Source organism: Pseudonocardia halophobica (assembly GCF_050948485.1).
In the GTDB taxonomy this organism is placed as follows: domain Bacteria; phylum Actinomycetota; class Actinomycetes; order Mycobacteriales; family Pseudonocardiaceae; genus Pseudonocardia; species Pseudonocardia halophobica.
This window is the reverse complement of sequence record NZ_CP192046.1, coordinates 6703966-6728932: the sequence shown is the minus strand read 5'-3', so window position 1 is coordinate 6728932 and position 24967 is coordinate 6703966. Positions and strand designations below refer to the sequence as shown.

The following is a 24967-nucleotide window of genomic DNA, read 5'->3' as shown; positions in this document are numbered from 1 at the left end:
GGAACCGTACCGTCGCGCGATCACGCCCGCCCAGCGGCGTACCTCGGACGATCGCCCCGGCCGGGCAGCCCGCCCGCCGTGGGGTGGCCAGTGCGAGCCGCGGGTGTGGTAGCACCACTCCTGTCCCGCGGTGCGCGCGTCAATAGCGTTCTGACCAGGCCGGAAGGGGTCCGGCAACCATCCGAGAGGGACAGACGATGAACGCCAGGATCGCACGTACCATCGGCACGCTGGCCGCCGCCGGGGGCCTGCTCCTGGGCCTGAGCGCCTGCAGCATGTCGGTCTCCAGCGACGACGTGAAGTCGGAGATCACCCGCGTGGTGCAGGAGCAGCTGCAGACCTCGCCGAACTCGGTCGACTGCCCGGCGGGCCTCGACGCGACCGTGGGGGCCACGCTGACCTGCCACGTCGTGATCCCGCAGCGCAGCTTCGACGTCGTCGCCAAGGTGACCGCGGTCGAGGGCAGCGACGTCAAGTTCGACATCAACGAGGTGTAGCCGCCGGTCGCCGCGGCTAGCGTGCGGTCCATGCAGGGTGTGTGGACCGCGCAGCAGATCCGCGAGGCCGAGGAGGTGCTCCTCGCCCGGCTGCCGGACGGGGTGCTGATGCGCCGGGCGGCCCACGGGCTCGCCCTCGGCGTCCGACGGTTCGTCGGGGAGCGACACGGGCGGACGACCGGCAGGCGCGTGACGTTGCTGGTGGGGGCCGGCAACAACGGGGGCGACGCGCTGTGGGCGGGGGCCGAGCTGCGGCGTGGGGGGCTGGCGGTCACCGCCGTCCTGCTGGCCCCGGACCGCGCCCATGCCGCCGGGCTCGCCGCGTTCCGGAGGGCGCGCGGCCGGGTGCTCGTGGGGGAGGACCCGGGGGCGTCGGCAGCGGTGACCGGCGCGAACGTCGTCGTCGACGGGATCGTGGGGATCTCCGGCAAGGGCGCGTTGCGCGAACCCGCGGGGGCGCTGGTCGAGGCCGCGGCGGCGGCCGGGGTGCCGATCGTCGCGGTCGACCTGCCCAGCGGCGTCGACGCGGACACCGGCACCACCGACGGGGCCGCGGTCGCCGCGGCGCTGACCGTGACCTTCGGGGCGCTCAAGCCCGTGCACGTGCTCGCGCGGCCACGATGTGGGGACATCGTGCTCGTCGACATCGGGCTCGGGCCGCACCTGCCCGAGCCGCACGCGTGGGTCCTCGAGGCCGCCGACGTCGGCGAGCACTGGCCGATCCCGGGCCCGACGGACGACAAGTACACGCAGGGCGTGGTCGGGGTCGCCGCCGGCTCGGCCACCTACCCGGGCGCCGCCGTGCTGGCCACCGGGTCCGCCGTGCTCGCGACCAGCGGCATGGTGCGGTTCGCGGGCAGCGCGGCCGACGTCGTCCGCTCGCACTGGCCCGAGGTCGTCGGCACGGACGACCTCGCCCAGGCCGGGCGCACGCAGGCCTGGTCCGTCGGCCCCGGCATCGGCACGGACGCGGCGGGGTACGACCTGCTGTCCGGCGTCCTCGACCGGGACGTCCCGACCTGCATCGACGCGGACGGCATCACCCTGCTCTCCGAGCACGAGGACCTGCGTCGGGCGGTGCACGGCCGGACGGTCGTGGTCACGCCGCACGCCGGCGAGTTCGCCCGGATCGCGGGCGAGGTCGGGCCGGACCGGATCAACGCCGCCCGCCGGGCCGCGGTCGAGCTCGGCGTGACCGTGCTGCTCAAGGGCAACGCGACGGTGGTCGCCGACCCCGACGGACGGGCCCTGGTCAACCCCTCCGACAACGCCTGGGCCGCCACCGCCGGCTCCGGCGACGTCCTCACCGGACTGGTCGGCGCGCTGCTCGCCGCGGGACTCGACCCCTGGTGGGCCGCGGGCTGCGCCGCACACGTCCACACCCGCGCCGCCACCCTCGCCGCCGAGCGGGCGGGTGGGGAGCCGGCGGTCCCCGCCCCCGCCTCCACCCTCCAGGCCGCCATCCCCGCCGCCATCCGGGAGGTGCGGAAGGCGGCGCTGGGGGTGTGAGGGGTGCCGCTCGACGTGATCGGCGGTTAAGTGCGGAGTGAGTTGTGGGGGTGCCGTGGGTGGTCGGAGGCGGCGGCCTCGGGCTTCCGTGAGCGCACCCGACCGATGATCAGCGCCGTCATGATCGCCGATCCCGTGTGTGGAGGGCTGTGCACGCAGCCGTGAGTGCACCGGCTCGCTGATCTTGGCGCCGGTCGGGTTTCCTGCGACCGATGGCGCATCCACTCGGGCCCGGCGACACAGCGGTTGAGTTCGGGGCGCGGGCTGTCGACGGGTGTGGCCGGGTCGGGTGGATGTGCGAGTCGGGCTGCTCGGCGATGACGGGCTCGGGAGTGCCGTACCTGCACGGAACCGGCGATCAGCCTCGGCATGATCGCTGTTTCAGCGCAGCAAAGGCTCTGGCGGATGCCGTGGGTGCACGGGCTTGGTGATGTTGAGGCAAGTCTCGCCGACGAGTGCGCCGGTTCGCTGCGAAGCTCGCCCCGGGACATGTGCCAGCCCGGGGAGTCGGCGGCAGGCTGCGCCGCAAACTGCCCACACCCGCTCGGACGCCGTACACCCTGTCGACGGGGTGTGTGGGTCGCGCCGTGGGTGTGTCGCGGGGCCCGGAACGGTGTGAGGACCCAGAAAATGTGTAAGCGGATCCCTTGTCCCCCTTCACGGCCGTGATCGATACAGCTCCTGTCGGGGGCGGATGTCAGAATGCGGGCGTGTCCTCGCTCCCCGGAACGGCCCAGCCCACCGGAACGGCCCGGCCCACCAGAGCGGCCCAGCCCTCCGGAACAGCGCACGCCGCGGCGCGACCGCGCGCCGAGGCGGTGGTCGATCTCGGGGCGATCCGGCAGAACGTCGCACTGCTGTCGGGGTTGGCGCGGGAGTCGGGTGCGCAGACCATGGCCGTGGTCAAGGCCGACGGGTACGGGCACGGTGCGGCCGAGGTCGGACGGGCCGCGCTCGCCGCCGGCGCCACCTGGCTCGGGGTGTGCACGATCGAGGAGGCCCTGGAGCTGCGCGAGGCCGGCATCACCGCGCCCGTGCTGTCCTGGCTGCACCTGCCGGACGAGGACTTCGCGCCGGCGATCGCGGCGGACGTCGACGTCTCCGTCTCCTCGGTGCGCCACCTCGCCGGGGTGCTCGACGCCGCCCGCCGCACCGGCCGCCGGGCCCGGCTGCACCTCAAGATCGACACCGGGTTGTCCCGGAACGGCTGTCAGCCCGGCGACTGGCCCGAGCTGCTCGACGCGGTGGAGAAGGCGGGCGACGAGGCCGAGGTCGTCGCCGTGTGGTCGCACCTCGCGCACGCCGACCAGCCGCACCACCCGGTGATCGACACCCAGCTCGCGCGGCTGAACGCGGCGTGGGAGCAGGCCCGCCGGCGCGGGTTCGCCCCGCTGCGGCACCTCGCCAACTCCGCGGCCACGCTCACCCGCCCCGACCTGCACCTCGACATCGTCCGGCCCGGCATCGCGGTGTACGGACTGGATCCGCTGGACCGGCCCGTCGAGGCGTCGCCCCTGCGCCCGGCCATGGAGTTCCGGGCGCGGGTCGCGCTGGTCAAACGGGTGCCGGCGGGCGAGGGCGTGTCGTACGGGCACGAGTGGACGACCCCGCACGACACCACGCTCGCCCTGGTGCCGGTGGGCTACGCCGACGGCGTCCCGCGGCGGCTCAACGCCCGCGGACGGATGCGCGTGCACCTGGCGGGCGAGGTCCGCCCGGTCGTCGGCCGGGTCTGCATGGACCAGGTCGTGGTCGACTGCGGCGAGGACGAGGTCCACGAGGGCGACACCGCGGTCCTCTTCGGCGCCGGGGACGGCGGCGGGCCCACCGCCCAGGACTGGGCCACCGAGCTGGGCACGATCCACTACGAGATCGCCACGGGCGTGCACGGGGCCCGGGTCCGGCGGACGCACCTGGGCGCGGGGGAGTGAGCGTGGCCGGCCGGAAGCTGTGGCAGGCGCTCGGCGTTGCGGGCGGTGTCGTCGGGGCGGCGGGCGCCGCCGTCGGCGTCGGGGTGGCGAGCCACAAGCGGCACGAGATCGCCAAGGAGCGCCGCCGCCTCGCCGGCGAGCTCGACTCGGCGGGCCGGCAGCCGGGCGCCGAACCGGCGCCGACGTCGTCGTCGGTCATGACCGAGGACGGCATCCGGCTGGCCTGCGAGGAGCTGCCCTCGCGCACCGGCGAGCCGTTGCTCACCGTGGTCCTGGTGCACGGGTTCGCCCTCGACCGCCGCACCTGGCACTTCCAGCGGGAGGCGTTCCCGTTGATGGCGGACCCGTCCGTGCGCACCGTGCTCTACGACCAGCGCAGCCACGGCCGCTCCGAGCGCGCGCCGCGGCAGAGCTGCACGATCGACCAGCTCGGCCACGACCTGGACTCGGTCGTCCGCGCGCTGGCGCCGGAGGGCCCGCTGGTGCTCATCGGGCACTCGATGGGCGGCATGACGCTGATGGCCCTCGCCGAGCAGCAGCCCGAGCTGTTCGAGGAGCGGGTGCTGGGCGTGGGGTTCGTGGCGACGTCGGCGGGTGAGATGGGCAGCGCGGGCCTGCCGGGCAGCCTGCTCTCCCGGCACAACCCGGTGACCCGCGGGCTCGGCGCGCTGGCCCGGATGCAGCCGCGCGTCGTCGAGGGCGCGCGCAAGGCCCTGGGTGACATCGTCTGGGGCTTCACCCGGCGCTACGCGTTCGGCGACCGCCACGTCGACCCGGCGCTGGTCGACCTGGTCGACACCATGATCAGCGCCAACGCGCTCGACGCGCTCACCGACTTCGCCGACACCCTCGGCACGCACGACCGGTTGGCGGCGCTGCCCGCCCTCGCCGGCTGCGACGTGCTGATCGTCGCCGGCACGGAGGACCAGGTGATCCCGTTCTCGCACAGCGAGCGGATCGCGGCCGAGCTGCCGAAGGCCGAGCTGCTGGAGCTGGAGGGCGTCGGGCACCTGCCCCTGCTGGAGCGGCACGAAGAGGTCCAGGAGGCCCTGGAGGGACTGGTCCGGCGGGCGGCCTCGCGGGCCCCGCGCCGGCGCAGGTGGAGGCGAGCATGACGTGGGACGAGCCGGTCGAGCTCCCGGCGCCGGCCGACACCGAGGCGTACGGCGAGGAGCTGGGCCGCCAGCTGGGCGCCGGCGACCTCGTGGTGCTGTCCGGGCCGCTCGGCGCGGGCAAGACGGCGCTGGTCCGGGGCCTGGCCCGCGGGCTGCGGGTGGCCGGCCCGGTCACGTCGCCGACGTTCGTGATCGCCCGGGAGCACCGGCCGTTGCCGGACGGCCCGGGCGTGCCGCTCGTGCACGTCGACGCCTACCGGCTCGGCGCGGTGGCCTCGGTCGCCGCGGAGCTCGACGACCTGGACCTCGACACCGACCTCACCGAGGCCGTCGTGGCGGTGGAGTGGGGCGAGGGCGTGGCCGAGCGACTGGCGGAGAAGCACGTCCTGGTCCACCTCGAGCGGCGGGAGGACGACGTCCGGGTCGCGCGGGCGGAGCGGGTCGGGTCGTGAGCGGCGTCGAGGCGGTCATCTTCGACTGGGGCGGCACGCTCACGCCCTGGCGCACCATGGACTTCCACGCCGGCTGGCGGGCCTACACCGAGGTCCTGCACGCGGACGAGCCCGAGCGGGCCCGCGAGGTCGCGACCGCCCTGGCCGAGGCCGACACCGCCCGGTGGGCCGCGGTGCAGGACGGGGCCCGGGCCTTCCACCTCGCCGAGGTGCTGGCCGACGCCGCCGTCGACGAGCGTTCCGAGCTGCACGGCGCCGCGCTCGAGGCGTACCGGGAGTTCTGGGTGCAGGCCACGCACACCGACCCCGAGGCCGCGCCGATGCTGGAGGAGCTGCGGGGGCGCGGGCTGCGGCTCGGGGTGCTGTCCTCCACGATGTGGCCCGGTGAGTGGCACGAGGACTGGCTGCGCCGGGACCGGGTGCTGCACCTTTTCGACGGCGTGACCTGGAGCAGCGACCTGGAGTACACCAAGCCGCACCCCGAGGCCTTCCACGCCGCGATGGCCGCCGTCGGGGTCGCGGACCCGGCCCGCTGCGTCTACGTCGGCGACCGCCCGTACGACGACATCAGCGGCGCCAAGAACGTCGGCATGCGGGCGGTGCTGGTCCCGCACAGCGACATCCCGGTGGACCAGCGGGTGCCGGTCGACGTCGAGCCCGACGGCGTGATCCAGCGCCTCGCGGAGCTGCCCGGCCTGCTCCGGGACTGGTAGTCCTGCCCCGTCCGCGGGTGACGATCACGGTCGCGCGGACGAGCCCCCTGCTGACGGGAGGGGGAACCGGTGACGGTCGAGGTCGGCGTGCTCGGCCCGTTGTGCCTGGTCGTCGGGGGTATCGAGGTGCCGGTGCCGGGCCCGAAGCGGCGGGCGGTGCTGGCCCTGCTCGCGCTGGCCGAGGGCCGCGCCGTGACAGTCGACCATCTGCTCGACGCGCTGTGGCCTGCCGAGGTGCCCGAGACCGGGAGGGCCGCGCTGCACAGCCACGTCTCGCGGCTGCGCGGCACGCTGGGCGCCGGAGCGGACCGGCTGGCGACGCTGGAGGGCGCCTACCGGCTCGTCCTCGACGGCGGCGGCCTCGACGCCGCGCGCGCCCGGTCGCTCCTGGCCCGGTCCCGGGAGGCGGAGACCGCGGAGGCCGTCGGGTTGCTGCGCGAGGCCGACGCGCTCTGGCGTGGACCGGTGCTGGCCGACCTGCTCGGCGTCGAGCCTGTCGCCGCCTCGGTCGTCGCGCTCGACGAGCTCCGCCGCACCGTGTCCGACGAGCTGGTCCACCGCTCGATCGAGGCCGGGCGGGCCGCCGAGGTCCTGGACCGGGCCGCCGCGGCCGCCGCCGCCGAGCCGCTGCGGGAGGCGGCGGTGCGGCTGCTCGTCCGGGCCCTGGCCGCGGTGGGCCGGACCGCGGACGCGCTGGTCGCGGCCCGGCAGCACCGCCGGCTGCTGGCCGAGGAGACCGCGCTGGACCCGTCGGCCGGGTTCGGCGAGCTGGAGCGCGCAGTGGCGCGTGGCGAGCCGGCGACCCGTACCGCGCCCGCGCCGACGCCCTTGGTCGGCCGCGAGGCCTCACTGGCCGCCGTGCGCGAGCTCGTCCGCACCGAACGGCTGGTCACGGTGGCCGGGCCGGGTGGCGTCGGCAAGACGCGGCTCGCGCGGGAGGTCGCCGGCGGCGCCCGCACGGTGCTGCTGGCGCCGGTCACCGACCCCGCCGCAGTGCCGCACGCCCTCGCGGCGGCGTTGACCGTGCAGGTCACCCGGGGCGACGTGCTGGCGGCGTGCGTGGCGGTGCTCGCCGCCGAGCGCGGGGTGGTCCTGCTGGACAACTGCGAGCACGTGCTCGACGCGGTCCGCGACGTCGTCACCGCGCTGCTCGACGGCTGCCCGGGCCTGACCGTGCTGACCACCAGCCGCGCACCCCTGGGCCTGGCCGCGGAGGCGGTCCACCGGCTCGGGCCGCTGCCGCTCCCGCTCGGGCGCGCCGGCGACCTGCGGACGGTCCCGGCCGTGGCCGTGTTCCTGGACCGGGCCGCCCGCGCCCGGCCCGGCTTCACCGCCGACGCGGCGGACCTCGACGTCGTCGCGGAGATCGTGCGGCGGCTCGACGGCATGCCGCTGGCCATCGAGCTCGCCGCGGGCCGGCTGTCCGTGCTCGGGCTGCGGGACCTGCACGACCGGCTCGACCGCGCCCTCGACCTGCTCGGCGGCGGCCGCCCGACCGCCGACGCGCGGCACCGCACGCTGCGGGCCACCGTGGACTGGTCCTACGCGCTGCTCCCGCCCGCCGAGCAGCGGCTGTTCCGCCGGCTCGCGGTGTTCGCCGACGGTGTGGACCTCGGGACCGCGGAGGAGATCGCCGCGGCGCCCGGGGCCGACCCGGCCCTCGGACTGGCGCACCTGGCCGACGCGTCGATGCTCGAGCTCGACTTCGCCGGCGGGACCCGCTACCGGATGCTGGAGACCCTGCGCGCCTACGGCCTCGACCGGCTGGCCGCGGAGGGCGAGACCGAGGAGGCCGGCCGCCGGCTGCGGGACTGGGCCGTCGACCTCGTGCGGGCCGTGGACGCAGGGATCGCGACCGAACGCGAGCCGGAGGCCGACGCGACCCTGCGCCGGGAGCTGGGCAACCTGCGGGCGGTGTGGCGGCTGGCGCGGGAGGGGGGCGACCTGGACACGGCGGTGGAGCTCGTCGTCGGGCTGGAGGAGGTCACGGGCTGGCGCGGGATGGCCGAGCTGCAGGGGTGGGCCGACGAGCTCGCCGCCGACCCCGAGCTGGCCGGGCATCCGCGCGCCGCCGAGGTGACGGGAGCGGCCGCCATGGCGGCCTACCACCGCGGCGACCACCCGCGGGCGGACGCGCTGGGCCGGGCCGTGCTGGCCGGCGACCCGGGACCGCACGGCGCCGCGCTCGGCCACTCCGCCCGCCAGCTCGCCGCGCTCAGCCGGGCGGCGTTCGACGAGGTCGCCGAGCACGGGGCCGCCGCGGCGGCGGTCTCGGCGCGGCCCGCCATGAACCTCGGGGTCGCCGCGCTCGCCGCGGCCTACGCCGGCGACCTCGACCGGGCCCGCGAGCTGCAGAGCCGCACCGTCGCGGCGGCGACCTCGCCCACGGGCCGGGCCTTCGCGGAGTACGTCGCCGGCGAGATCGCGAACGCCGCGGGCGAGGTCGACCGCGCCGAACCGCACTACCTCGCAGCGCTCGACCTGGCCCGCACCGCCGGCTCGACCTTCGTCACCGGGATCGCCTCGGTCGGCCTGCTCTCCGCGCGGGCCGCCGCGGGCCGCGTCGCCGACGCCCTGCGGGGCTATCGCGAGGTCGTCGACGGCTGGGCGGCCACGGGCCAGTGGACGCAGCTGTGGGTCACCCTCCGCAACCTCGCCGACCTGCTCCGGCTGCTCGACGACGACGAGGCCGCCGCGCTGCTCGACGCCGCCGCCGACGCCGCCCCGGACGCCCCGCCCCGCCCGCCGGCGGCCCCGTCGCCCGAGTCGCGCGTGGGGCCGGCGGCCGGGCCGGGGCGGGCCGAGGCGCTCGAGGTGGCCCGCCGGGCGCTGGACCGGCACCTCACGGGCGCCCCTGCCGCGGCCCGGGCCCCGCACGTCAGGGCCGGGCCTCGACCACCAGGTGGAACGGGTCCCGGACGGCCACCCGCACCTGCGTGAACCCGGCCTCCTCCAGCACCGCCGTGAGCTGCGCGGCGCCGGCCTGCGCCCCGAGCGCGGTGCCCGCCTGCGCGAGCGCACCCGGGACGCAGAACGCCGTGGACGCGGTGTAGTAGGTCAGGCCGACCGGGTTCAGGTTGTCGTCGAGGGCGTCGCCGGCGCCCGGTTCGACGAGCAGCACGGTCCCGCCGGGCGCGAGCGCCTCCCGGGCGTGCCGGGCGGCACCGACCGGGTCGCCCATGTCGTGCAGGGCGTCGAAGAAGCAGACGAGGTCCCAGCCGTCGGCCGGGTAGTCGGTGGCCCCGCCGACGGCGAACGTCGCCCGCCCGGACGCGGCCTTCTCCGCCGCGCGCACCGACGGCTCGTGCGGGTCGACGCCGTGCACGGTGCTGGCCGGGAAGGCCTCGGCGATCAGCGCGGTGGCGCTGCCGAAGCCGCAGCCGACGTCGAGCACCCGGGCGCCCGCGCGGAGCCGGTCGACCACGCCGTCGAGCGCGGGCAGCCACGTGGTCAGCAGCTCGCCGCGGTAGTCGGCGCGGAAGCAGCGGTCGACCGCGCCCGCCAACCGCTCGTCCTGGTCGCCCCAGGCGATCCCGGCACCGGTGCGGAAGGCCTCCGCGAGCCGGTCGGTGCCGGCCCACAGCGCGGCCGCGAACTCGAACCCGCCGGCCATCGCGGCCGGGGAGTCCTCGTCGGCCAGGACGGCGGCCCGCTCGGGCGGCAGCGTGAACCGGCTCGCGTCGTGGTCGAGGTATCCGGCCGCGGCCTGCGCGGCCAGCCACTCACGCAGGTACCGCTCGGCGAGGCCGGTGCGCCCGGCCAACTCCGCCGCGGTCACCGGTCCGGTGCCGGCCAGCACCGCCCAGAGGCCGAGCCGGTCGCCGACGTACGCCAGCGCCGCCCCCAGCGCCACCGACTGGTCCGTGCCGACCTTCTCCGCGAAGGCGAGCACCCGCTCCTCGAACCCCTTGCCGTCCATGTCTCCTCCTGTGCTCGGTGAACGGGACGGAACGATCGGGGCCCGCGCTGGCACCGCGATGGCAGCGCGGCGACGCCCGGCGCCAGCGCCGTGACAGCGCCGGCGCGCAGGCTCGGCCGCGAACCGAGGAGGAGACCGATGAGCCCGACCGCCGACCCGTTCCCGCCGCTCCCGGCCTCCCCGCCGCACCCGGCGGGGCGTCCCTGCGCAAACCTGTGCACCCCGGACTGCACCGCCGACCCGGAGGAGACGGGCCCGGGCTGGCCCGAGGACGGCTGCTGAGAACGACGCTCGTAGGCTCGTGACGTGCTCGTGCTGGCCCTGGACACCGCCACGCCCGCCGTCACCGCCGGTGTCGTGCGGCTGACCGACGGCCCCGGCGCGCGCGTCGCCGAGCTCGGCGTGCGCGTCGCGCACGACGCGCGCAAGCACGGCGAGCTGCTCATGCCCGGCGTGCAGGGCGCCTGCGCCGACGCCGGGATCCGGCTGCGCGACGTGGAGGCGATCGTCGTCGGCGCCGGTCCGGGGCCCTTCACCGGCCTGCGGGTCGGCATGGTCACCGCCGCCTCGCTGGGCGACGCGCTCGGTGTCCCGGTGCACGGGGTCTGCTCGCTCGACGCGATCGCCCAGGCCGTCGTGCTGCCCGGGAAGCTCACCGGGAACCTGCTGGTCGCCACGGACGCGCGGCGCCGCGAGGTGTACTGGGCGGCGTACGAGGCCGAGGGCGCGCGGCTGACCGGCCCGACCGTCGAGGGCCCCGACTCGGTGGCCGAGCGGCTCGACGGGCTGCACCTGGTCGCCGCGGCCGGCACGATGGCCGACCGGTTCGGGCTGCCCGTGCGCGAGCCGGCGAGCCCGACGCCCGCGGGCCTCGTCGCCGCGGCCGCCCCGGCCCTGGACTCCGGCCGCGACCCCGGCCCGCTCGAGCCCCTCTACCTGCGCCGACCCGACGCCGTCCCGCCCGGGGAGCGGAAGAAGGTGCACACGTGAGCGGCACCGGCACCGTGACGATCGGCCCCCTCTACCGGGCGGACGCGCCGCGCTGCGCCGAGCTGGAGAAGATCCTCTTCCCGGGCGACGACCCGTGGAGCGCCCAGTCCTTCCGCGACGAGGTCTCCCGCGGCCTGCCGTACTTCGCCGCCCGGCTCGACGGTGAGCTCGTCGGCTACGCCGGGCTCGGCGTCACCGCCGGGCCGCCGCAGGCCGAGGCCGAGGTGCACACCATCGGGGTCGACCCGGCCCACCAGGGCCGCGGCGTCGGCCGCCGGCTGCTCGACGCGCTGCTGCAGGTCGCCGACGAGCTGCACGCGACGGTGTTCCTCGAGGTCCGGACGGACAACGACGCCGCCATCGGGCTCTACGAGAAGACCGGGTTCGCCGTCGTAGGGCTGCGGAAGCGGTACTACCGGCCCAGCGGGGCCGACGCCTACACGATGAAGAGGGACCCCCGGTGACGATCGTTCTGGGCATCGAGACCTCCTGCGACGAGACCGGCGTGGGGATCGTCCGGATGTCCGACGCGGGGGTCGCCGAGCTGCTGGCCAACGAGATCGCGTCGAGCGTCGAGGAGCACGCCCGGTTCGGCGGCGTCGTCCCCGAGGTGGCGTCCCGGGCGCACCTGCAGGCAATGGTCCCGGCCGTGCACCGGGCCCTGGAGACGGCCGGGCTGAAGGGCTCGGACGTCGACGCCGTCGCCGTCACCGCAGGTCCCGGGCTCGCCGGGGCGTTGCTGGTCGGGGTCGCGGCGGCCAAGGCCTACGCGGCGGCGTGGGAGATCCCGCTCTACGGGGTGAACCACCTGGCCGCGCACGTCGCCGTCGACACCGTGCAGCACGGGCCGCTGCCGCCCGCGCTCGCGCTGCTCGTGTCCGGCGGGCACTCCAGCCTGCTCGCGGTGCCGGACCTCGCCGGGCCGGTCACCCCGCTCGGCGCCACGATCGACGACGCCGCCGGCGAGGCCTTCGACAAGGTCGCCCGGCTGCTCGGGCTGCCCTTCCCCGGCGGCCCGTGGATCGACAGGGCCGCGCGCGACGGCGACCCGGCCGCGATCCACTTCCCCCGCGGGCTCACCGGACCGCGGGACGCGAAGTACGACTTCTCGTTCTCCGGGCTCAAGACCGCCGTGGCCCGGCACGTCGAGGCGCTGGAGCGGGCGGGGACGCCGATCCCGGTCGCGGACGTCGCCGCGTCGTTCCAGGAGGCGGTGACGGACGTCCTCACGATGAAGACCGTGAAGGCCGCGCAGGAGTACGGCATGGACACCGTGCTGCTCGGCGGCGGGGTGGCGGCGAACTCGCGGCTGCGGGAGATGGCCGAGGAGCGCTGCACCGCGGCGGGCCTGCGGCTGCGCGTCCCGCGCCCGGTGCTCTGCACCGACAACGGGGCGATGGTCGCCGCGCTGGGCGCCCACCTCGCCCACACCGGCGCCACCCCCTCCGAGCTGGGCCTCCCCGCGAACTCGAGCCTGCAGGTCACCGAGGTCCTCGTCCCCTGAACCGCGAGTCGGCACTCCCGGTCGACCGAACGTGCGATCCCGGCAGCGCCCGGGATGTGCGGCCCGGTGACCCCGGAAGTGCCGACTCGCGGGATCAGACGCCGAAGGTGCGGGCCAACCCCTCCTGGCCCGCGTCCGTCACCGTGACGGCGCGGTCCTTCGGCGCGCGTCGCACCCAGTCCAGCTCGACGAGCCGGGCCAGGATCCCGGCGCCCGCGGCGCCGGACAGGTGGTGGGCCTGCTCGGTCCAGTCGACGCAGTAGCGAATCGTGCGGCGGCCGGGGGCGAGGCGGACGCCGAAGTCGTCGAGCCAGGCGTCGCCGTCGGCGGTGAAGCGGTAGTCGACGTCCTGCCCGAACCCGACGGGCGGATCGGCGGGATCGCGGTGCCCGTCGCCGCCGGTGAGCAGGCCGGCGTCGACCAGGTGCCGCATGATCCCGACGCCCAGCTCGCCGGCGAGGTGGTCGTAGCAGGTCCGGGCCCGGCGCAGGGCCCGGGCGCGGGTGCCCTCGCGCAGCGAGGTGACCGGCCGGGGCGGCGCCAGCGCGACCATCGCCTCGAGCAGCCGCCCGACGTGCGGGCCCGCGAGCCGGTAGAAGCGGTGCCGGCCGTGCGTCTCCACGGTGACGAGCCCGCCCTCGCGCAGCTTGCCGAGGTGGCTGCTGGTGGTCGCGGCGCTCACGCCCGCCTCCGCGGCGAGCCGGCTCGCGGGCAGGGCGCGGCCGTCGTCCAGGGCGAGCAGGATGCGGCAGCGGCGCTCGTCGCCGAGCAGCGTGCCGACCGCGGCGATGTCGGCGTCTCCGGGCATGCTCCGAGGCTAGGGCCGGGACGGTTCGACGGCCGTCGAAGCGACCCGTGCTTAGCGTCGACGGCATGTCGACGAGCCTGCGAACCGGACCGTGGACCCTCGTCGCCGCGTCGCTCGGCTTCGGCGTGGTGCAGCTGGACGTGACCGCCGTGAACGTCGCGGTGGAGCCCATCGGGCGGGCTCTCGGCGGGGGTGTCGCCGGCGGGCAGTGGGTGGTCGACGCCTACACCGTCACCTTCGCCGCGCTGATCCTGACGGCCGGCGCGCTCGGGGACCGGCTCGGCGCCCGACGGCTGTTCGCCGGCGGGTTCGTGCTGTTCACGCTGGCATCGGTGGCCTGCGGGCTGGCGCCGGGGCTGGGCACGCTGATCGCGGCGCGGGCCGTGCAGGGCGTCGGCGCGGCGGTGCTGGTGCCCTGCTCGTTGGCCCTGGTCGCGCACGCGCATCCGGCGCCGGGCGCCCGTGCCCGGGCCGTCGGGGTCTGGGCGGCGGGGGCGAGCGTCGCGCTGTCCGCGGGCCCGCTGCTGGGCGGCCTGCTCGTCCAGGTCGCCGGCTGGCGGACGTTGTTCCTCATCAACGTGCCGCCGGGGATCGCCGGGCTGCTGATCACCGCGCGCCGGGTACGGGAGACGCCCGCTTCCGGCGCCCGGGGCGTGGACCTCCCCGGCCAGGCCGCCGCCGCGACAGCCCTGGCGGCGCTGGCCGGCGCGACGATCCTCGGCGGCGCCGCCGGGTTCGCGGCCCCCGCGGTGCTCTGCCTGTACGGGCTCGCCGTCCTCGCCGGGATCGCGTTCGTCGTGGTCGAGACCCGCACCCCCGCGCCGATGCTGCCGCTCGAGCTGTTCCGTCGGCCGGTGTTCGCGGCGGCCTCGGCGATGGGGCTGCTGGTCAACGTCGCGTTCTACGGGCTGATCTTCGTGATCGGGCTGTACCTGCAGCAGGTCCTCGGCCGGTCGCCGCTGGTCACCGGTCTCGCCTTCGCCCCGATGACGATCGCGGTGGGCGTCGCCAACCTGCTCGCCGCCCGCCTCGGCGGTCCGCACCGGACGATCGTCGTCGGCTCGGCGCTGCTCGCCGCCGGCTGCCTGACGGTCCTCGCCACGGACGCGGTCCCGGTCGGGCTGGCGGTCGCCGGGTTCGGGCTCGGGCTCGTGGTCCCCGCGATGACAGCCGCGCTGCTCGGCAGCGTCGAGCCGGCGCGGTCGGGCGTCGCGGCGGGCACCCTCAACACGGCCCGGCAGGCCGGCAGCGTGCTGGGCGTGGGGCTGTTCGGCGCGCTCGCGGCCGGTGGGCTCCACACCGGCCTGCACGCCGCCCTGCTGATCTCGGTGGGGATCGCCGTGGCCGTCGCCGGGCTGGCCCTCCGCCTCCGCCCGAGGATCCTCGACGGTCGTCCGTCGCGGGTCAGGAGCTCACGTGGGAGAGGAGTCGCAGCTCGTCGTCGGCCAACTGCAGGGTGAGCATCGGCAGCAGGTTCTGCAGCTGCTCCACCGTGCGGGCCGACGCGATCGGCGCGGCGACCGTGTCCTGCGCGGCCAGCCAGGCCAGCGCGACGGCCGGGACCGGGACCTCGTGGCCCGCGGCGATCTCGTCGAGCACCGCCAGCACCGCCCGCCCCCGCGGGGCCTCGAGGTACGCCGAGGCGCCCTCGGCCCGCACGCTGTCGACCCGCTCGCCGCGGTACTTGCCGGTGAGGAAGCCCTTGGCCAGCGCGTAGTACGGCAGGCAGGCGATCCCCTCGGAGCGCAGCAGGTCCTGCAGCGAGGACTCGAACTCGGCCCGCTCCATGAGGTTGTAGTGCGGCTGCAGCGCGGTGTAGCGCACCAGCCCGTCCCGGTCGGAGATCTCCAGCGCCGAACGCAGCCGCGCGGCGGCGAAGTTCGACGCCCCGACCTGGCGGACCTTGCCCTCCTTGACCAGCGCGTCGAAGGCGTCGAGCGTCTCCTCCTGCACGGTGTCCGGGTCGTCCTTGTGTGCGTAGTAGAGGTCGATGCGGTCGGTGCGCAGCCGGCGCAGCGAGTCCTCGCAGGCGGCCTTGATGTTCTCCCCGCCCAGGCCGGCGCGCTGCGGCAGCGAGCCCACCTTCGTCGCGACCACCATCGCGTCCCGGTTCCCGCGCGCGGCCATCCAGTTCCCGATGATCGTCTCGGATTCGCCGCCGCTGTTGCCGGGAACCCGGAACATGTACGAGTCCGCGGTGTCGACGAACGTTCCGCCCGCCTCGGCGAACGCGTCGAGCACGGCGAACGAGGCGTCCGCGTCGGCGGTCCAGCCGAAGACGTTGGCTCCCAGACAGAGGGGCGAGACCTCGAGTTCTCCCACAGTCGGCATGGATCCGGAGCCTACGACCGCGATCGGGTGGCGGGCCCGTTGAACGGCTGGCACTCTCGTGGGTAGAGTGCCAACCGCACAGTTCAGGTCGGGTCGCCCCGGCACCCGCGACGGCGGGGCCCCTGGTCGGCTGTCGGTGGACAGTACTACGGACAGTTCGTGAGTCACCCCAGGAAAGGGGAGGTCATCGTGGCGAACATCAAGCCGCTCGAGGACAAGATCGTCGTCCAGGCCAGCGAGGCCGAGACCACCACGGCCTCCGGCATCGTCATTCCGGACACCGCCAAGGAGAAGCCGCAGGAGGGCAAGGTCCTCGCCGTTGGCCCGGGCCGGATCGACGACAACGGCAACCGCGTGCCGCTCGACGTGGCCGTGGGCGACGTCGTCATCTACTCGAAGTACGGCGGCACCGAGGTCAAGTACAACGGCGAGGAGTACCTGATCCTCTCCGCCCGCGACGTGCTCGCGGTCGTCAACTGACGATCCACGCGTGAAGTGAACCCGCCCCGGCGGCGCAGCGCCGATCGAAGGCCTGGGCCCCGGGGCGGTTCCTTCTCCTGACCCAGAACGAGAGGCTCTGATGCCGAAGCAGATCAGCTTCGACGAGGACACGCGGCGCGCGCTCGAGCGGGGTGTCAACCAGCTCGCCGACGCCGTGAAGGTGACGCTCGGCCCCCGCGGCCGCCACGTCGTCATCGACAAGAAGTTCGGTGGTCCGACCGTCACCAACGACGGCGTGACCATCGCCCGCGAGATCGACCTCGAGGACCCGTACGAGAACCTCGGGGCGCAGCTCGCCAAGACCGTCGCCACCAAGACGAACGACGTCGCGGGCGACGGCACCACCACCGCCACCGTGCTCGCCCAGGCGCTGGTCCGCGAGGGCCTGCGCAACGTGGCCGCCGGCGCCAACCCGACCGCCCTCGGCCGCGGCATCGCCGCCGCCGCGGACCGGGTCTCGGAATGGCTGCTGCAGAAGGCCATCCCGGTCAACGGCGCCGAGCACATCGCGCAGGTCGGCACCATCGCCTCCCGCGAGGAGGAGATCGGCCGGCTGATCGCCGACGCCATCGGCTCCGTCGGCAACGACGGCGTGATCACGGTCGAGGAGGGCTCCACGCTCGCCACCGAGCTGGAGATCACCGAGGGCCTGCAGTTCGACAAGGGCTACCTGTCGCCGTACTTCGTCACCGACGCGGAGAGCATGGAGGCCGTCCTCGAGGACACCTACATCCTCCTGCACCGGGACAAGATCAGCTCCATCCAGGACCTGCTCCCGCTGCTGGAGAAGGTGCTGGGCGAGGGCAAGCCCCTGCTGATCATCGCCGAGGACGTCGAGGGCGAGGCCCTGTCGACCCTGGTCGTCAACTCGATCCGCAAGACCGTCAAGGTCGCCGCGGTCAAGTCGCCGTTCTTCGGCGACCGCCGCAAGGCCTTCATGGACGACCTCGCCACCGCCACCGGCGGCACGGTCATCAACCCGGAGGTCGGGCTCAAGCTGTCCGAGGCCGGGCTGGACCTGCTGGGCCGGGCCCGCCGGGTCGTCGTCAGCAAGGACGCCACGACGATCGTCGAGGGCGCCGGCAAGGCGGACGACATCCAGGGCCGGATCGCCCAGATCAAGGGCGAGATCGAGACCACCGACTCCGACTGGGACCGCGAGAAGCTGCAGGAGCGGCTGGCCAAGCTGTCCGGCGGCGTCGCGGTCATCAAGGCCGGTGCGGCCACCGAGACCGCCCTCAAGGAGCGCAAGCACCGCATCGAGGACGCCGTCTCCGCGACCCGCGCCGCGGTCGAGGAGGGCATCGTCCCCGGTGGTGGCTCGGCGCTGGTCCAGGCCGCCGCCGCGCTCGAGGAGCTCACGCTCGCGGGCGACGAGGCCACCGGTGTCGCCATCGTCCGGCGCGCGCTGACCGCCCCGCTGTACTGGATCGCCGCCAACGGTGGCGTCGAGGGCGCGGTCGTCACCTCCAAGGTCGCCGAGCAGGAGTGGGGCCAGGGCTTCAACGCCGCCACGCTGTCCTACTCGGACCTGCTGGCCGACGGCGTCGTCGACCCGGTGAAGGTCACGCGCAACGCCGTGGTCAACGCCGCGTCGATCGCGCGCATGGTGCTCACCACCGAGAGCGCCGTGGTCGACAAGCCCGAGGACGCCCCGCCGGCTCCGGCCGCCGCCGGGCACGGGCACGGGCACTGATCGGGTGCTGACCCGGTAGTACCGCAGACGAAGGGCGGGTGGCCTCGACGGCCACCCGCCCTTCGGCGTTCTCCGGCGCTCCGACGGGCCGTCGGCCTCAGACCGGCTGCACGCCCTTCCGGCCGTCGATCCGGAGCCTGCGGTCGCGGCCGCGGATGATCGCCTCCCGCTCGTGCTCGGACAGGCCGCCCCACACGCCGTAGGGCTCCTGGACCTCCAGCGCGTGCCGCCGGCACATCTCCAGCACCGGGCACGCCGCGCAGATCTCCTTGGCCCGCCGCTCGCGGTTCGACCGCGCCGGGCCGCGCTCGCCCTCGGGATGGAAGAAGAACGAGCTGTCCATCCCGCGGCACGCGCCCTGCATCTGCCAGTCCCAGACGTCGGAGACCGGCCCCGGAAGCCGCCTGATGTCCGCCACCGTCATCACCCACCCGTTCGAAGCGAAGAGTCGTTGCTCGGCAACGAGGTGCCCAGCATAGAAACGCGCCAAACCTTGTTCAAGAGGCCGGTCGGGGAACCGTGTCGCGGTTGCCCCGCCGGGGGAGAGCCCCGACCATGAGCGGGTGACCACGCAGCCGGTTCCGCAGCACGCACCCGATCGCGCCGTGCCCGGGCACGGGGAGCGGGCCGCGCGGATCGACGCGGACGAGCACGGCACACCGGAGGGTCGAATGCGGGATACCCCGTCCGGGGTCGTCGACACCCCCCGGCTCACGGTGGCGGCCGTCGCCCGCCGGCTCGGCATCGCACCGGCGACCCTGCGGACCTGGGACCGCCGCTACGGCCTCGGTCCCTCGGCGCACACCCCGGGCGCGCACCGGCGCTACGGCGCCGCCGACATCGCTCGGCTCGAGCTGATGCAGCAGGCGCTGCTCCAGGGGGCCACGCCCGCCGAGGCCGCCCGGCACGCCCTCGCCGCGACGCTCCCGGAGGTCGGGGCCGGGCGGCCCGTCGGCGTGCCCGGGACGGGGGCCGCGGAGCCCGGGGCGGGGGTGGGTGGCCCGCTGCTCCTCGCCGGCCACCCCACGGACGATGAGCTCGACCTCGGCGCGCGCGTGCGTGTCGGCGGCCGGGTGCTGCGACTGCCCGGAGCGAGCCGGCGGGCCCGGGGCGTCGGGCGGGCGGCCCTGTCGATGGACGCGCCCGCGGTGCGCCGGCTGGTCGACGAGGGCATCGAGGCCGACGGGCTCATCCGGACGTGGAACGACGTCGTCCGTCCCGTGCTGTGCGCGGTCGCCGAGCGGTGGGAGTCGTCCGGCGCCGGGGTGGAGATCGAGCACCTGGTCAGCGAGGCCGTGACCGCGGTGTACGGCGCTCGGTCGCTGGCTGCGGCCCGGCCCGTACCGGACGCCCGCCCGATCCTGCTGGCCGGCTCGCCCGGCGAGTGGCATCACCTGCCGCTCGCCGTGCTCGGCGCGGTTCTGGCCGAACGGCGCGTCGCGTACCGGCCGCTTGGGCCCAACCTGCCGCTCGACGCCCTGGTGGCCGCCGTGCGCCGGACCGCGCCGGCCGCGGTGGTGCTCTGGGCCCAGGGCGCGGCGACGGCCGACCCCGGTCTCTTCGCCGCGCTGCCCCGTACCCGGCCCCGGTTCCGCTCGTTTGCCGCAGGGCCGGGCTGGACGGACGCCGCCCTCCCGGCCCGGACCGGCAGGCTCGGGTCGTTGACCTCGGCGGCCGACGAGCTGACGGACCTGGCGTTGATCACCCACAAGAACTAGTACATGTGGGTGTACTGCGGCTGACTCCTCCCTGAACGGACCCGCCCACTTGGACGACAGCCGCATGAGTGAGGCGGTTGGTCTCGGCCCCCGCGGCGTGTCGGTCGACCGGGCAGGACGAGCGGGGCCCGTCGTGCGCTGGACGGCCGCCGTGGCCCTCGGTGGGCAGGGCCGGTACGCCTCCGCGGCCGCCCTCCTGGAGGACCTCGTACGCGATCCCCGGGTGCCCGTGGAGGTCCGCGCGCACGCCTTCGTCACCCGCGCCTCGCACCTCCGTCAGCGGGGCGGTCACGCCCTCGCCGAGCGGTTCGACGGCCGGGCGCTGGCCCTCGTCGCGACGGTCCCCGACGGGGCGGCCGGGGGCGGCTCCGCGCCGGCTCCGGGTCCGGCCGAGGACGGTTGTCCGCACGCCCGCGGACCGCGGTCCGACATGTGGGCGACCGCGTCCGGCGGAGCTCCGGTGACGGGCGGGCGGAGTCCCTCCGGCGGCGCCGACGCCGGTCGTCCTGCCGACCCCGGCGCCCATCCGGTCGTTGCGGCCACCGGTCCCGCGAGCCCCTGCGCGGACCTTCTGTCGGCCCGGGTGGACGCGCTCACAGGACTCGCGGCCGACGCCCTCGGCCAGGGCCATCTCGACCGCTCCACCTGCCTGCTGAGCAGGGCGGATGCGGTGCTCGCCGCGGGCGTGGCCCAGCTGTCGGAAGGCGCCGGACCGTGGCGGCCGGCCGTCCGGGCGGACTGGGTGCGGGCGGAGCTCGCGCTCGCCCGCGGGGACCTCGACATCGCCGCCACGGCGGCCGCCCGGGCCGTGCGCGGGGCCGCCGCGGCCGGCTCGCCGCGGCACCTGATGAAGTCCCGCCTGCTGGCCGCCGTGGTCGACGCGGTGCGCGCCGGCACGGGACACGACGGTCGTGCGGAGTCCGGGGAGGGCGTCGTCGCGCCCACGCCGGAGGCGGCCCTCGCGGCCCTCGACGCGGTCGCGGAGGACGCGACCGCAGCGGGGTTGCTCCCGCTCGCCTGGGCGGCCCTCCTCGCCGCCGCGGACGCCGCCACGACGGTCGCCCGGCACACCGCCGAGCACCGGACGCCGTCCTCTCCGGACGGCCGCTCCCGGGCCTCGGGGGAGGGCCGCGGAGGCGGAACTCCGTCGGGTTCCCGGAAGCCCCCGGACGGGTTCGTGGACGGCCTCCCGCGGCCGTCCCGGGTGGGCGATCCGCCCGGCGCCACGGCGCGACCGCCGGACCCGTCTTCCGAGGGTCCGGAACGACACGATCGGCGGCCGGATCGGTTGCTCCGATGGACGGTCGGTGCGCCGAACGGTGCGGCTCGCCGACGACACGCCGCGGCAGCCACGCTGAGCGTCATCCGTGCCCGGTCCGAGGGGACGGGGCGGCGCCTGATGGGGGGAGGCGCCTCCGGGTGAGATGAGGCTCGCGGTAGTGTAATTACTCCATTCGGTCCTCAGTCACCCACATGACGAGTGCCGTTCGGCGCAGAGGTCCCGAATGGAGGGCACAAAGTCGCCCTGATCGTGTCAAGGTGATCCGGTCACTCGCCGATGCGGAGGGTGACACATCACCCGGCTGCAGGAAGCTGCAGGAAGGAATCGTCGTGACGACGGTACTCATCTGCGACGATCGTCGCAGCGTCCGCGAAGGTCTCACCCGCGTGATGTCCGCGGTGCCGGGGGTGCACCGGATCGATTGCGTCGCCCATGGGGACGAGTTGCTGGCCCGGTTCTCCCGGCAGCCGGTCGACGTCGTCCTGGTCGGCACCCAGCGCGCGGTGCCCACCGGGGTGGAGGCCACCAGACGTCTGGTGGCGGCCCACCCGCAGGCGAACGTCATCGTGTTCGGCGCCCCCGACGACGCGGGCAGCATCGCCGCCGCCATCGCCGGCGGTGCGCGGGGCTACCTCCGCTGGGACGCCTCCCGGCCCGAGCTGGTGGCCGCCCTCGCCCACACCCTCGCCTCCACCGCGGTCCCCACGCCGCGGGCGCCCGCCGACCCGGGCGTGCAGCTCACCGAGCGCGAGCTGCAGGTGCTGCGCGGGATGAGCCAGGGCAAGAGCAACGGGCAGATCGGGCGCGAGCTCTACCTGTCCGAGGACACCGTGAAGACGCACGCCCGCCGGCTGTTCCGCAAGCTCGGCGTCCGGGACCGCGCCCAGGCCGTCGCGCACGGCTTCCGCCGCGGCCTCGTGTCCTGACGCGGACGACGCGCCGCCGGACCCGCCCGGTTCCGGAGCACCACTGAACCACCGCACCAGCACCCGGACCCGGGGGTCCGGGTGGGAGTGACCGGGCGGACGACGCGGCCGAGGGCCGTGGCTGTCGCAGCGCAGCCACGCACCGGCCGGGTCCGTCCCGCCACGCGCTCCGCACCGCACGGCCGCCGTGCCGCGCCCGTCCGTGGCGCCGTCGGCCGTCGTGCGCCCGCCGCGCGGCCCGCCCCCGCCGCGCGGCCGACCGTCTCCCGGCGCCGCCGTCGCGCGCGCCGGCAGGGGCCGGCGTCCTCGGGCGTCCACGTGTCCCTGACGCCCGTCCGTCGCCTTCGGACCCGCTCCCACCACGCGACCGGTCGCCGCGCGTGACCGACTCGGCAGGGTTCCCGTCGGTGACGCCCCGCGTCCGCGTCACGCCTCGGGATGACCGCTCGCCGATGACGTCCGACACGTCGGCGTCGGCGCCGGTACGGACCGCAACCAGCGCGCCTCTCATCCGTCCTCACTCGTGAGAGCGGTTCCCGGACGCTCCGGGGGCTTCGCTACGGTGGTCGGCACTGAGATCCCGATTCGGCACTCTCCGTAGTCGGCCTCACCGAACGGATGATGACGAACATGCTGCGTAACGCCTGGACGACTCTGCGCGATGAGTGAACCGACAGACGTTCTCGACGAGCTGGTGGCATCTGCTATGGCAGGTGACCGCGGAGCGGTCGAACGTGTACTGGCCACCATCCGGCCGTTGGTCGTGCGGTACTGCCGCGCACGCCTCGGTGGATCGGACCGGTCGTCCGTCTCGGCGGACGACGTCGCGCAGGAGGTGTGTCTGGCCGTGCTGACGGCCTTACCCGGCTACCGCGTCCAGGGACGCCCGTTCCTGGCCTTCGTCTACGGGATCGCGTCGCACAAGGTGATCGACGCGCACCGTGCGGCGGGCCGCAACCGGTCGGAACCGGTGGCGGACGTGCCGGACTCCGTCGAGTCCGGGGACGGCCCCGAGCAGCGCGCGCTGCGCGTCGAGCTGTCCGAACAGATGTCGCGCCTGCTCGACCAGCTCCCCGAGAAGCAACGCGAGATCATCGTCCTACGAGTGGTCGTGGGACTCAGTGCGGAAGAGACTGCGGACGCGGTCGGGTCGACACCCGGTGCGGTCCGCGTGGCCCAGCACCGGGCCCTGGCCCGGTTGCGCAAGAACATGCCCGAGGAGGAGGTGGTCTGAATGTCCGACCGTGACAACCAGGGCGGCCACCCCTTCGGCCGCCCCCGCAACGGGGCGAACGGCAACGGCGGCACCAACGGCCACCGCGCGGGTGGTCCGTACGGCGTGCCGAACCGGCCCATCCCGTTCCCGGCCGGCCGCGGCGGCTCCCACGCCGAGGAGGCCGAGTTCGCCGACGAGCCGTTGGACCTGGTCGCCGTCCAGGCGGACGACGAGCTGATCAACGCTCTCGCCGCCGGGATGACCGTCTCGGCGCCCGGGTACGACGGGTACGACGCGGACGACAAGGTCGTCGCGATGCTCGCCGCCTGGAAGGCCGAGGTCGACGCCGACCCGATCCCCGAGCTGGTCGACCTCGACACCGCGGTGGCGGCCGTCGAGTCCGGCTCGGTGAAGCGGCCCTCGTCGCGGCGCCGGCACCTGATCCCGCTCGCCGGCGCGGCCGCACTGCTGGTCTTCAGCATCGCGGGCGTGTCGATCGGCGCGCAGGACGCGGACCCGGGCAGCCCGCTGTTCGGCGTCACGCAGGTCCTCTACCAGGACGCGGCGAACTCCAAGCTCGCGGCCGTCGAGGTCAAGCAGCGCATCGAGCAGGTCAACGCCAAGCTCGAGCGCGGCGACACCGCGGGCGCGCAGCAGGACCTCCAGGCGCTCGCGCCGCTGCTGGAGCAGGTCCGCCCGGAGGAGGGGAAGACCTACCTCGCCGCCGAGCAGACCTTCCTGGCGCAGAAGGTGCAGGAGACGCCGACCGGTCAGCCGACCGACCCGCGCGCCCCGCTGCGCAACGGCACGCCGCGGCCGCAGGCCCCGGCGACCGAGGGCACCCAGGACCAGCAGCAGCCGGTCGTGCCGCCCTCGGACTCGACGAGCACCACCCCGTCGAGCTCGAACGCTCCGACGTCGCCGGACACCAGCACCGGGGACCCGCGGGACGACCCTCGTACCCAGGACCCGCGGATCGCCGGTGTCCCGGAGTCGCCGAGCAGCTCGACCGCGCCGAGCTCGTCGACCACGCCGCCGCCCCCGAAGACCGAGGGTGGGCAGGACCCGACGACCTCGACGTCGACCACGCCGCCGGCGGGCACGACGACCACGTCGATGGGCACGACCACCACGGCCGAGCCCACCACGGAGTCGACCACCGCCACCAGCTGAGACCGCACGCGCGAAGGCCCCCGACCGATCCGGTCGGGGGCCTTCGCGCGTGTCGGGGAGGAGTCAGTCCTCGTTGAGCGCGGCGTCCGCGTAGCCGCGGCAGTACTCCCAGGTGACGTAGTGCGCCGGGTCCGGGTCGAAGGCCGGCTCGTGCGGGCGCATCTGCCCCTCGTCGAGCAGCTGCTGCAGGCTGGACCGGAGCAGGTTCCACTCGTGGAAGTGCTGCTCGCCGCAGTCCGCGCAGTCGACGAGGATCCCGCGGATGCCGCGGTGCTCGAGCAGCGCCTGGTAGACGGCGAGGTCCGCGAGGTCGGCCACGACCTCCTCGCGCTCCTCCTCGGTCAGCTCCTCGTGCTCCTCGGCGCCGCCCTCGTCGAGCGAGAGGGCAGGGTCGTAGGGATCGCCCGCGAAGGGGTCGGGGGGCAGGCCGTCGAACGCCACGTCCACACGGTACCGCGTCCCGCCGGACGGGCGGGACGCTGTCCACCGGTCCACCCACAGCCCTGTGGACAACTCACCCGGCCTGGGGACGGACGCCCGACGGGCCCGTCGGTCCGGGTGTGTCGGGCGACTCCCGACGGCGGGCCGGGACCGCGCGGCGGCCCGGATACGATGGTGTCCTGCGACGGTGGTCCACCCGAGCCGCGAGCGGGCCGCCTGGACGTCCGGTGAAGGGTGCACGACCA

At 75.5% G+C, this 24967-nt stretch carries 24 protein-coding genes; 19 read left to right on the top strand and 5 right to left on the bottom strand.

The window, feature by feature from the left end:
- The first annotated feature begins 197 nt into the window (after nt 1–197).
- From ACQP04_RS32040 to ACQP04_RS32010, 7 genes are all read left to right on the top strand, one after another.
- Entirely contained in the window at nt 198–497 is a 300-nt protein-coding gene (locus tag ACQP04_RS32040; protein ID WP_433504223.1) for a DUF4333 domain-containing protein, read from the top strand.
- A gap of 30 nt (nt 498–527) precedes the next feature.
- The gene (locus ACQP04_RS32035; RefSeq protein ID WP_433504222.1) at nt 528–2006 is read left to right on the top strand and encodes an NAD(P)H-hydrate dehydratase; all 1479 of its coding nucleotides are present in this window, start codon (nt 528–530) and stop codon (nt 2004–2006) included.
- A gap of 818 nt (nt 2007–2824) precedes the next feature.
- Nucleotides 2825–3937: an alanine racemase gene (gene alr, locus ACQP04_RS32030; protein ID WP_433508481.1), complete on the top strand. Its 1113-nt coding sequence runs from the start codon at nt 2825–2827 to the stop codon at nt 3935–3937.
- Nucleotides 3938–3939: 2 nt separating this feature from the next.
- Entirely contained in the window at nt 3940–5052 is a 1113-nt protein-coding gene (locus tag ACQP04_RS32025; protein WP_433504221.1) for an alpha/beta fold hydrolase, read from the top strand.
- Entirely contained in the window at nt 5049–5504 is a 456-nt protein-coding gene (tsaE, locus tag ACQP04_RS32020; RefSeq protein ID WP_433504220.1) for a tRNA (adenosine(37)-N6)-threonylcarbamoyltransferase complex ATPase subunit type 1 TsaE, read from the top strand. Before ACQP04_RS32025 ends, tsaE begins: the two co-directional genes overlap by 4 nt.
- Nucleotides 5501–6217, top strand: a complete 717-nt coding sequence (locus ACQP04_RS32015) for an HAD family hydrolase (RefSeq protein ID WP_433504219.1) — start codon at nt 5501–5503, stop codon at nt 6215–6217. The genes tsaE and ACQP04_RS32015 overlap by 4 nt, the downstream gene beginning before the upstream one ends.
- Nucleotides 6218–6286: 69 nt before the next feature.
- Nucleotides 6287–9157 (top strand): BTAD domain-containing putative transcriptional regulator, encoded by a 2871-nt coding sequence (locus tag ACQP04_RS32010; RefSeq protein ID WP_433504218.1) that lies wholly within the window; start codon nt 6287–6289, stop codon nt 9155–9157.
- Here ACQP04_RS32010 and ACQP04_RS32005 read toward each other — a convergent pair.
- Nucleotides 9096–10136, bottom strand: coding sequence for a class I SAM-dependent methyltransferase (locus tag ACQP04_RS32005; protein WP_433504217.1), 1041 nt, complete (start codon nt 10134–10136; stop codon nt 9096–9098). The two genes, ACQP04_RS32010 and ACQP04_RS32005, sit on opposite strands and share 62 nt — an antisense overlap.
- Nucleotides 10137–10274: 138 nt before the next feature.
- On the opposite strand from ACQP04_RS32005, the gene ACQP04_RS32000 reads away from it, so the two are divergent.
- From ACQP04_RS32000 to tsaD, 4 genes are read left to right on the top strand one after another with little or no spacing between them, the layout of a single operon-like run.
- A complete protein-coding gene (locus ACQP04_RS32000; RefSeq protein WP_433504216.1) occupies nt 10275–10418 on the top strand; it encodes a hypothetical protein in 144 nt (47 codons plus the stop codon).
- Nucleotides 10419–10442: 24 nt separating this feature from the next.
- Complete coding sequence (tsaB, locus tag ACQP04_RS31995; protein ID WP_037046216.1) at nt 10443–11126, top strand: tRNA (adenosine(37)-N6)-threonylcarbamoyltransferase complex dimerization subunit type 1 TsaB; 684 nt, start codon at nt 10443–10445, stop codon at nt 11124–11126.
- A gap of 14 nt (nt 11127–11140) precedes the next feature.
- Entirely contained in the window at nt 11141–11590 is a 450-nt protein-coding gene (gene rimI, locus ACQP04_RS31990) for a ribosomal protein S18-alanine N-acetyltransferase (protein ID WP_433508480.1), read from the top strand.
- Between the two features lie 56 nt (nt 11591–11646).
- Entirely contained in the window at nt 11647–12630 is a 984-nt protein-coding gene (gene tsaD / locus ACQP04_RS31985) for a tRNA (adenosine(37)-N6)-threonylcarbamoyltransferase complex transferase subunit TsaD (RefSeq protein ID WP_433508479.1), read from the top strand.
- A 94-nt stretch (nt 12631–12724) separates the two neighbouring features.
- On the opposite strand, the gene ACQP04_RS31980 is transcribed toward tsaD, so the two are convergent.
- Nucleotides 12725–13438 (bottom strand): ArsR/SmtB family transcription factor, encoded by a 714-nt coding sequence (locus tag ACQP04_RS31980; RefSeq protein ID WP_433504215.1) that lies wholly within the window; start codon nt 13436–13438, stop codon nt 12725–12727.
- Between the two features lie 65 nt (nt 13439–13503).
- Here ACQP04_RS31980 and ACQP04_RS31975 point away from each other — a divergent pair, with 65 nt between their 5' ends.
- A complete protein-coding gene (locus tag ACQP04_RS31975; protein ID WP_433504214.1) occupies nt 13504–14898 on the top strand; it encodes an MFS transporter in 1395 nt (464 codons plus the stop codon).
- On the opposite strand, the gene ACQP04_RS31970 is transcribed toward ACQP04_RS31975, so the two are convergent.
- The gene (locus ACQP04_RS31970) at nt 14843–15769 is read right to left on the bottom strand and encodes an aldo/keto reductase (protein WP_433504213.1); all 927 of its coding nucleotides are present in this window, start codon (nt 15767–15769) and stop codon (nt 14843–14845) included. The genes ACQP04_RS31975 and ACQP04_RS31970 overlap by 56 nt on opposite strands.
- A gap of 186 nt (nt 15770–15955) precedes the next feature.
- On the opposite strand from ACQP04_RS31970, the gene groES reads away from it, so the two are divergent.
- Nucleotides 15956–16249 (top strand): co-chaperone GroES, encoded by a 294-nt coding sequence (gene groES, locus ACQP04_RS31965; RefSeq protein ID WP_093077482.1) that lies wholly within the window; start codon nt 15956–15958, stop codon nt 16247–16249.
- Between the two features lie 100 nt (nt 16250–16349).
- A complete protein-coding gene (gene groL, locus ACQP04_RS31960; protein WP_433504212.1) occupies nt 16350–17966 on the top strand; it encodes a chaperonin GroEL in 1617 nt (538 codons plus the stop codon).
- 97 nt (nt 17967–18063) lie between these two features.
- Here groL and ACQP04_RS31955 read toward each other — a convergent pair whose 3' ends face one another.
- Nucleotides 18064–18384, bottom strand: a complete 321-nt coding sequence (locus tag ACQP04_RS31955) for a WhiB family transcriptional regulator (protein WP_433504211.1) — start codon at nt 18382–18384, stop codon at nt 18064–18066.
- Nucleotides 18385–18529: 145 nt separating this feature from the next.
- Between ACQP04_RS31955 and ACQP04_RS31950 the strand changes: the two genes are divergently transcribed.
- The 5 genes from ACQP04_RS31950 to ACQP04_RS31930 all read left to right on the top strand — a co-directional run bounded on the left by ACQP04_RS31950 (nt 18530) and on the right by ACQP04_RS31930 (nt 24281).
- A complete protein-coding gene (locus tag ACQP04_RS31950; RefSeq protein ID WP_433504210.1) occupies nt 18530–19684 on the top strand; it encodes a MerR family transcriptional regulator in 1155 nt (384 codons plus the stop codon).
- Between the two features lie 64 nt (nt 19685–19748).
- A complete protein-coding gene (locus ACQP04_RS31945) occupies nt 19749–21107 on the top strand; it encodes a hypothetical protein (protein WP_433504209.1) in 1359 nt (452 codons plus the stop codon).
- A gap of 188 nt (nt 21108–21295) precedes the next feature.
- A complete protein-coding gene (locus ACQP04_RS31940) occupies nt 21296–21892 on the top strand; it encodes a response regulator transcription factor (RefSeq protein WP_037046231.1) in 597 nt (198 codons plus the stop codon).
- A gap of 661 nt (nt 21893–22553) precedes the next feature.
- Nucleotides 22554–23126, top strand: a complete 573-nt coding sequence (locus tag ACQP04_RS31935) for a sigma-70 family RNA polymerase sigma factor (protein ID WP_037046233.1) — start codon at nt 22554–22556, stop codon at nt 23124–23126.
- Entirely contained in the window at nt 23127–24281 is a 1155-nt protein-coding gene (locus ACQP04_RS31930) for an anti-sigma-D factor RsdA (protein WP_433504208.1), read from the top strand. It begins immediately after the preceding gene.
- A 63-nt stretch (nt 24282–24344) separates the two neighbouring features.
- Here the strand turns inward: ACQP04_RS31930 and ACQP04_RS31925 are convergent, their stop codons facing one another.
- Entirely contained in the window at nt 24345–24722 is a 378-nt protein-coding gene (locus ACQP04_RS31925) for a DUF5319 family protein (RefSeq protein ID WP_433504207.1), read from the bottom strand.
- Nucleotides 24723–24967: the final 245 nt, after the last annotated feature.

Coding starts and splice junctions, on each gene's coding strand:
- groL (WP_433504212.1), top strand. CDS start 16,350: ATGCCGAAGCAGATCAGCTTCGACGAGGACACGCGGCGCGCGCTCGAG.
- ACQP04_RS32040 (WP_433504223.1), top strand. CDS start 198: ATGAACGCCAGGATCGCACGTACCATCGGCACGCTGGCCGCCGCCGGG.
- ACQP04_RS31945 (WP_433504209.1), top strand. CDS start 19,749: ATGAGTGAGGCGGTTGGTCTCGGCCCCCGCGGCGTGTCGGTCGACCGG.
- ACQP04_RS31930 (WP_433504208.1), top strand. CDS start 23,127: ATGTCCGACCGTGACAACCAGGGCGGCCACCCCTTCGGCCGCCCCCGC.
- ACQP04_RS32000 (WP_433504216.1), top strand. CDS start 10,275: ATGAGCCCGACCGCCGACCCGTTCCCGCCGCTCCCGGCCTCCCCGCCG.
- ACQP04_RS31980 (WP_433504215.1), bottom strand. CDS start 13,438: ATGCCCGGAGACGCCGACATCGCCGCGGTCGGCACGCTGCTCGGCGAC.
- ACQP04_RS32005 (WP_433504217.1), bottom strand. CDS start 10,136: ATGGACGGCAAGGGGTTCGAGGAGCGGGTGCTCGCCTTCGCGGAGAAG.
- tsaE (WP_433504220.1), top strand. CDS start 5,049: ATGACGTGGGACGAGCCGGTCGAGCTCCCGGCGCCGGCCGACACCGAG.
- tsaD (WP_433508479.1), top strand. CDS start 11,647: ATGTCCGACGCGGGGGTCGCCGAGCTGCTGGCCAACGAGATCGCGTCG.
- ACQP04_RS31970 (WP_433504213.1), bottom strand. CDS start 15,769: ATGCCGACTGTGGGAGAACTCGAGGTCTCGCCCCTCTGTCTGGGAGCC.
- ACQP04_RS32035 (WP_433504222.1), top strand. CDS start 528: ATGCAGGGTGTGTGGACCGCGCAGCAGATCCGCGAGGCCGAGGAGGTG.
- ACQP04_RS31975 (WP_433504214.1), top strand. CDS start 13,504: ATGTCGACGAGCCTGCGAACCGGACCGTGGACCCTCGTCGCCGCGTCG.
- ACQP04_RS31935 (WP_037046233.1), top strand. CDS start 22,554: ATGAGTGAACCGACAGACGTTCTCGACGAGCTGGTGGCATCTGCTATG.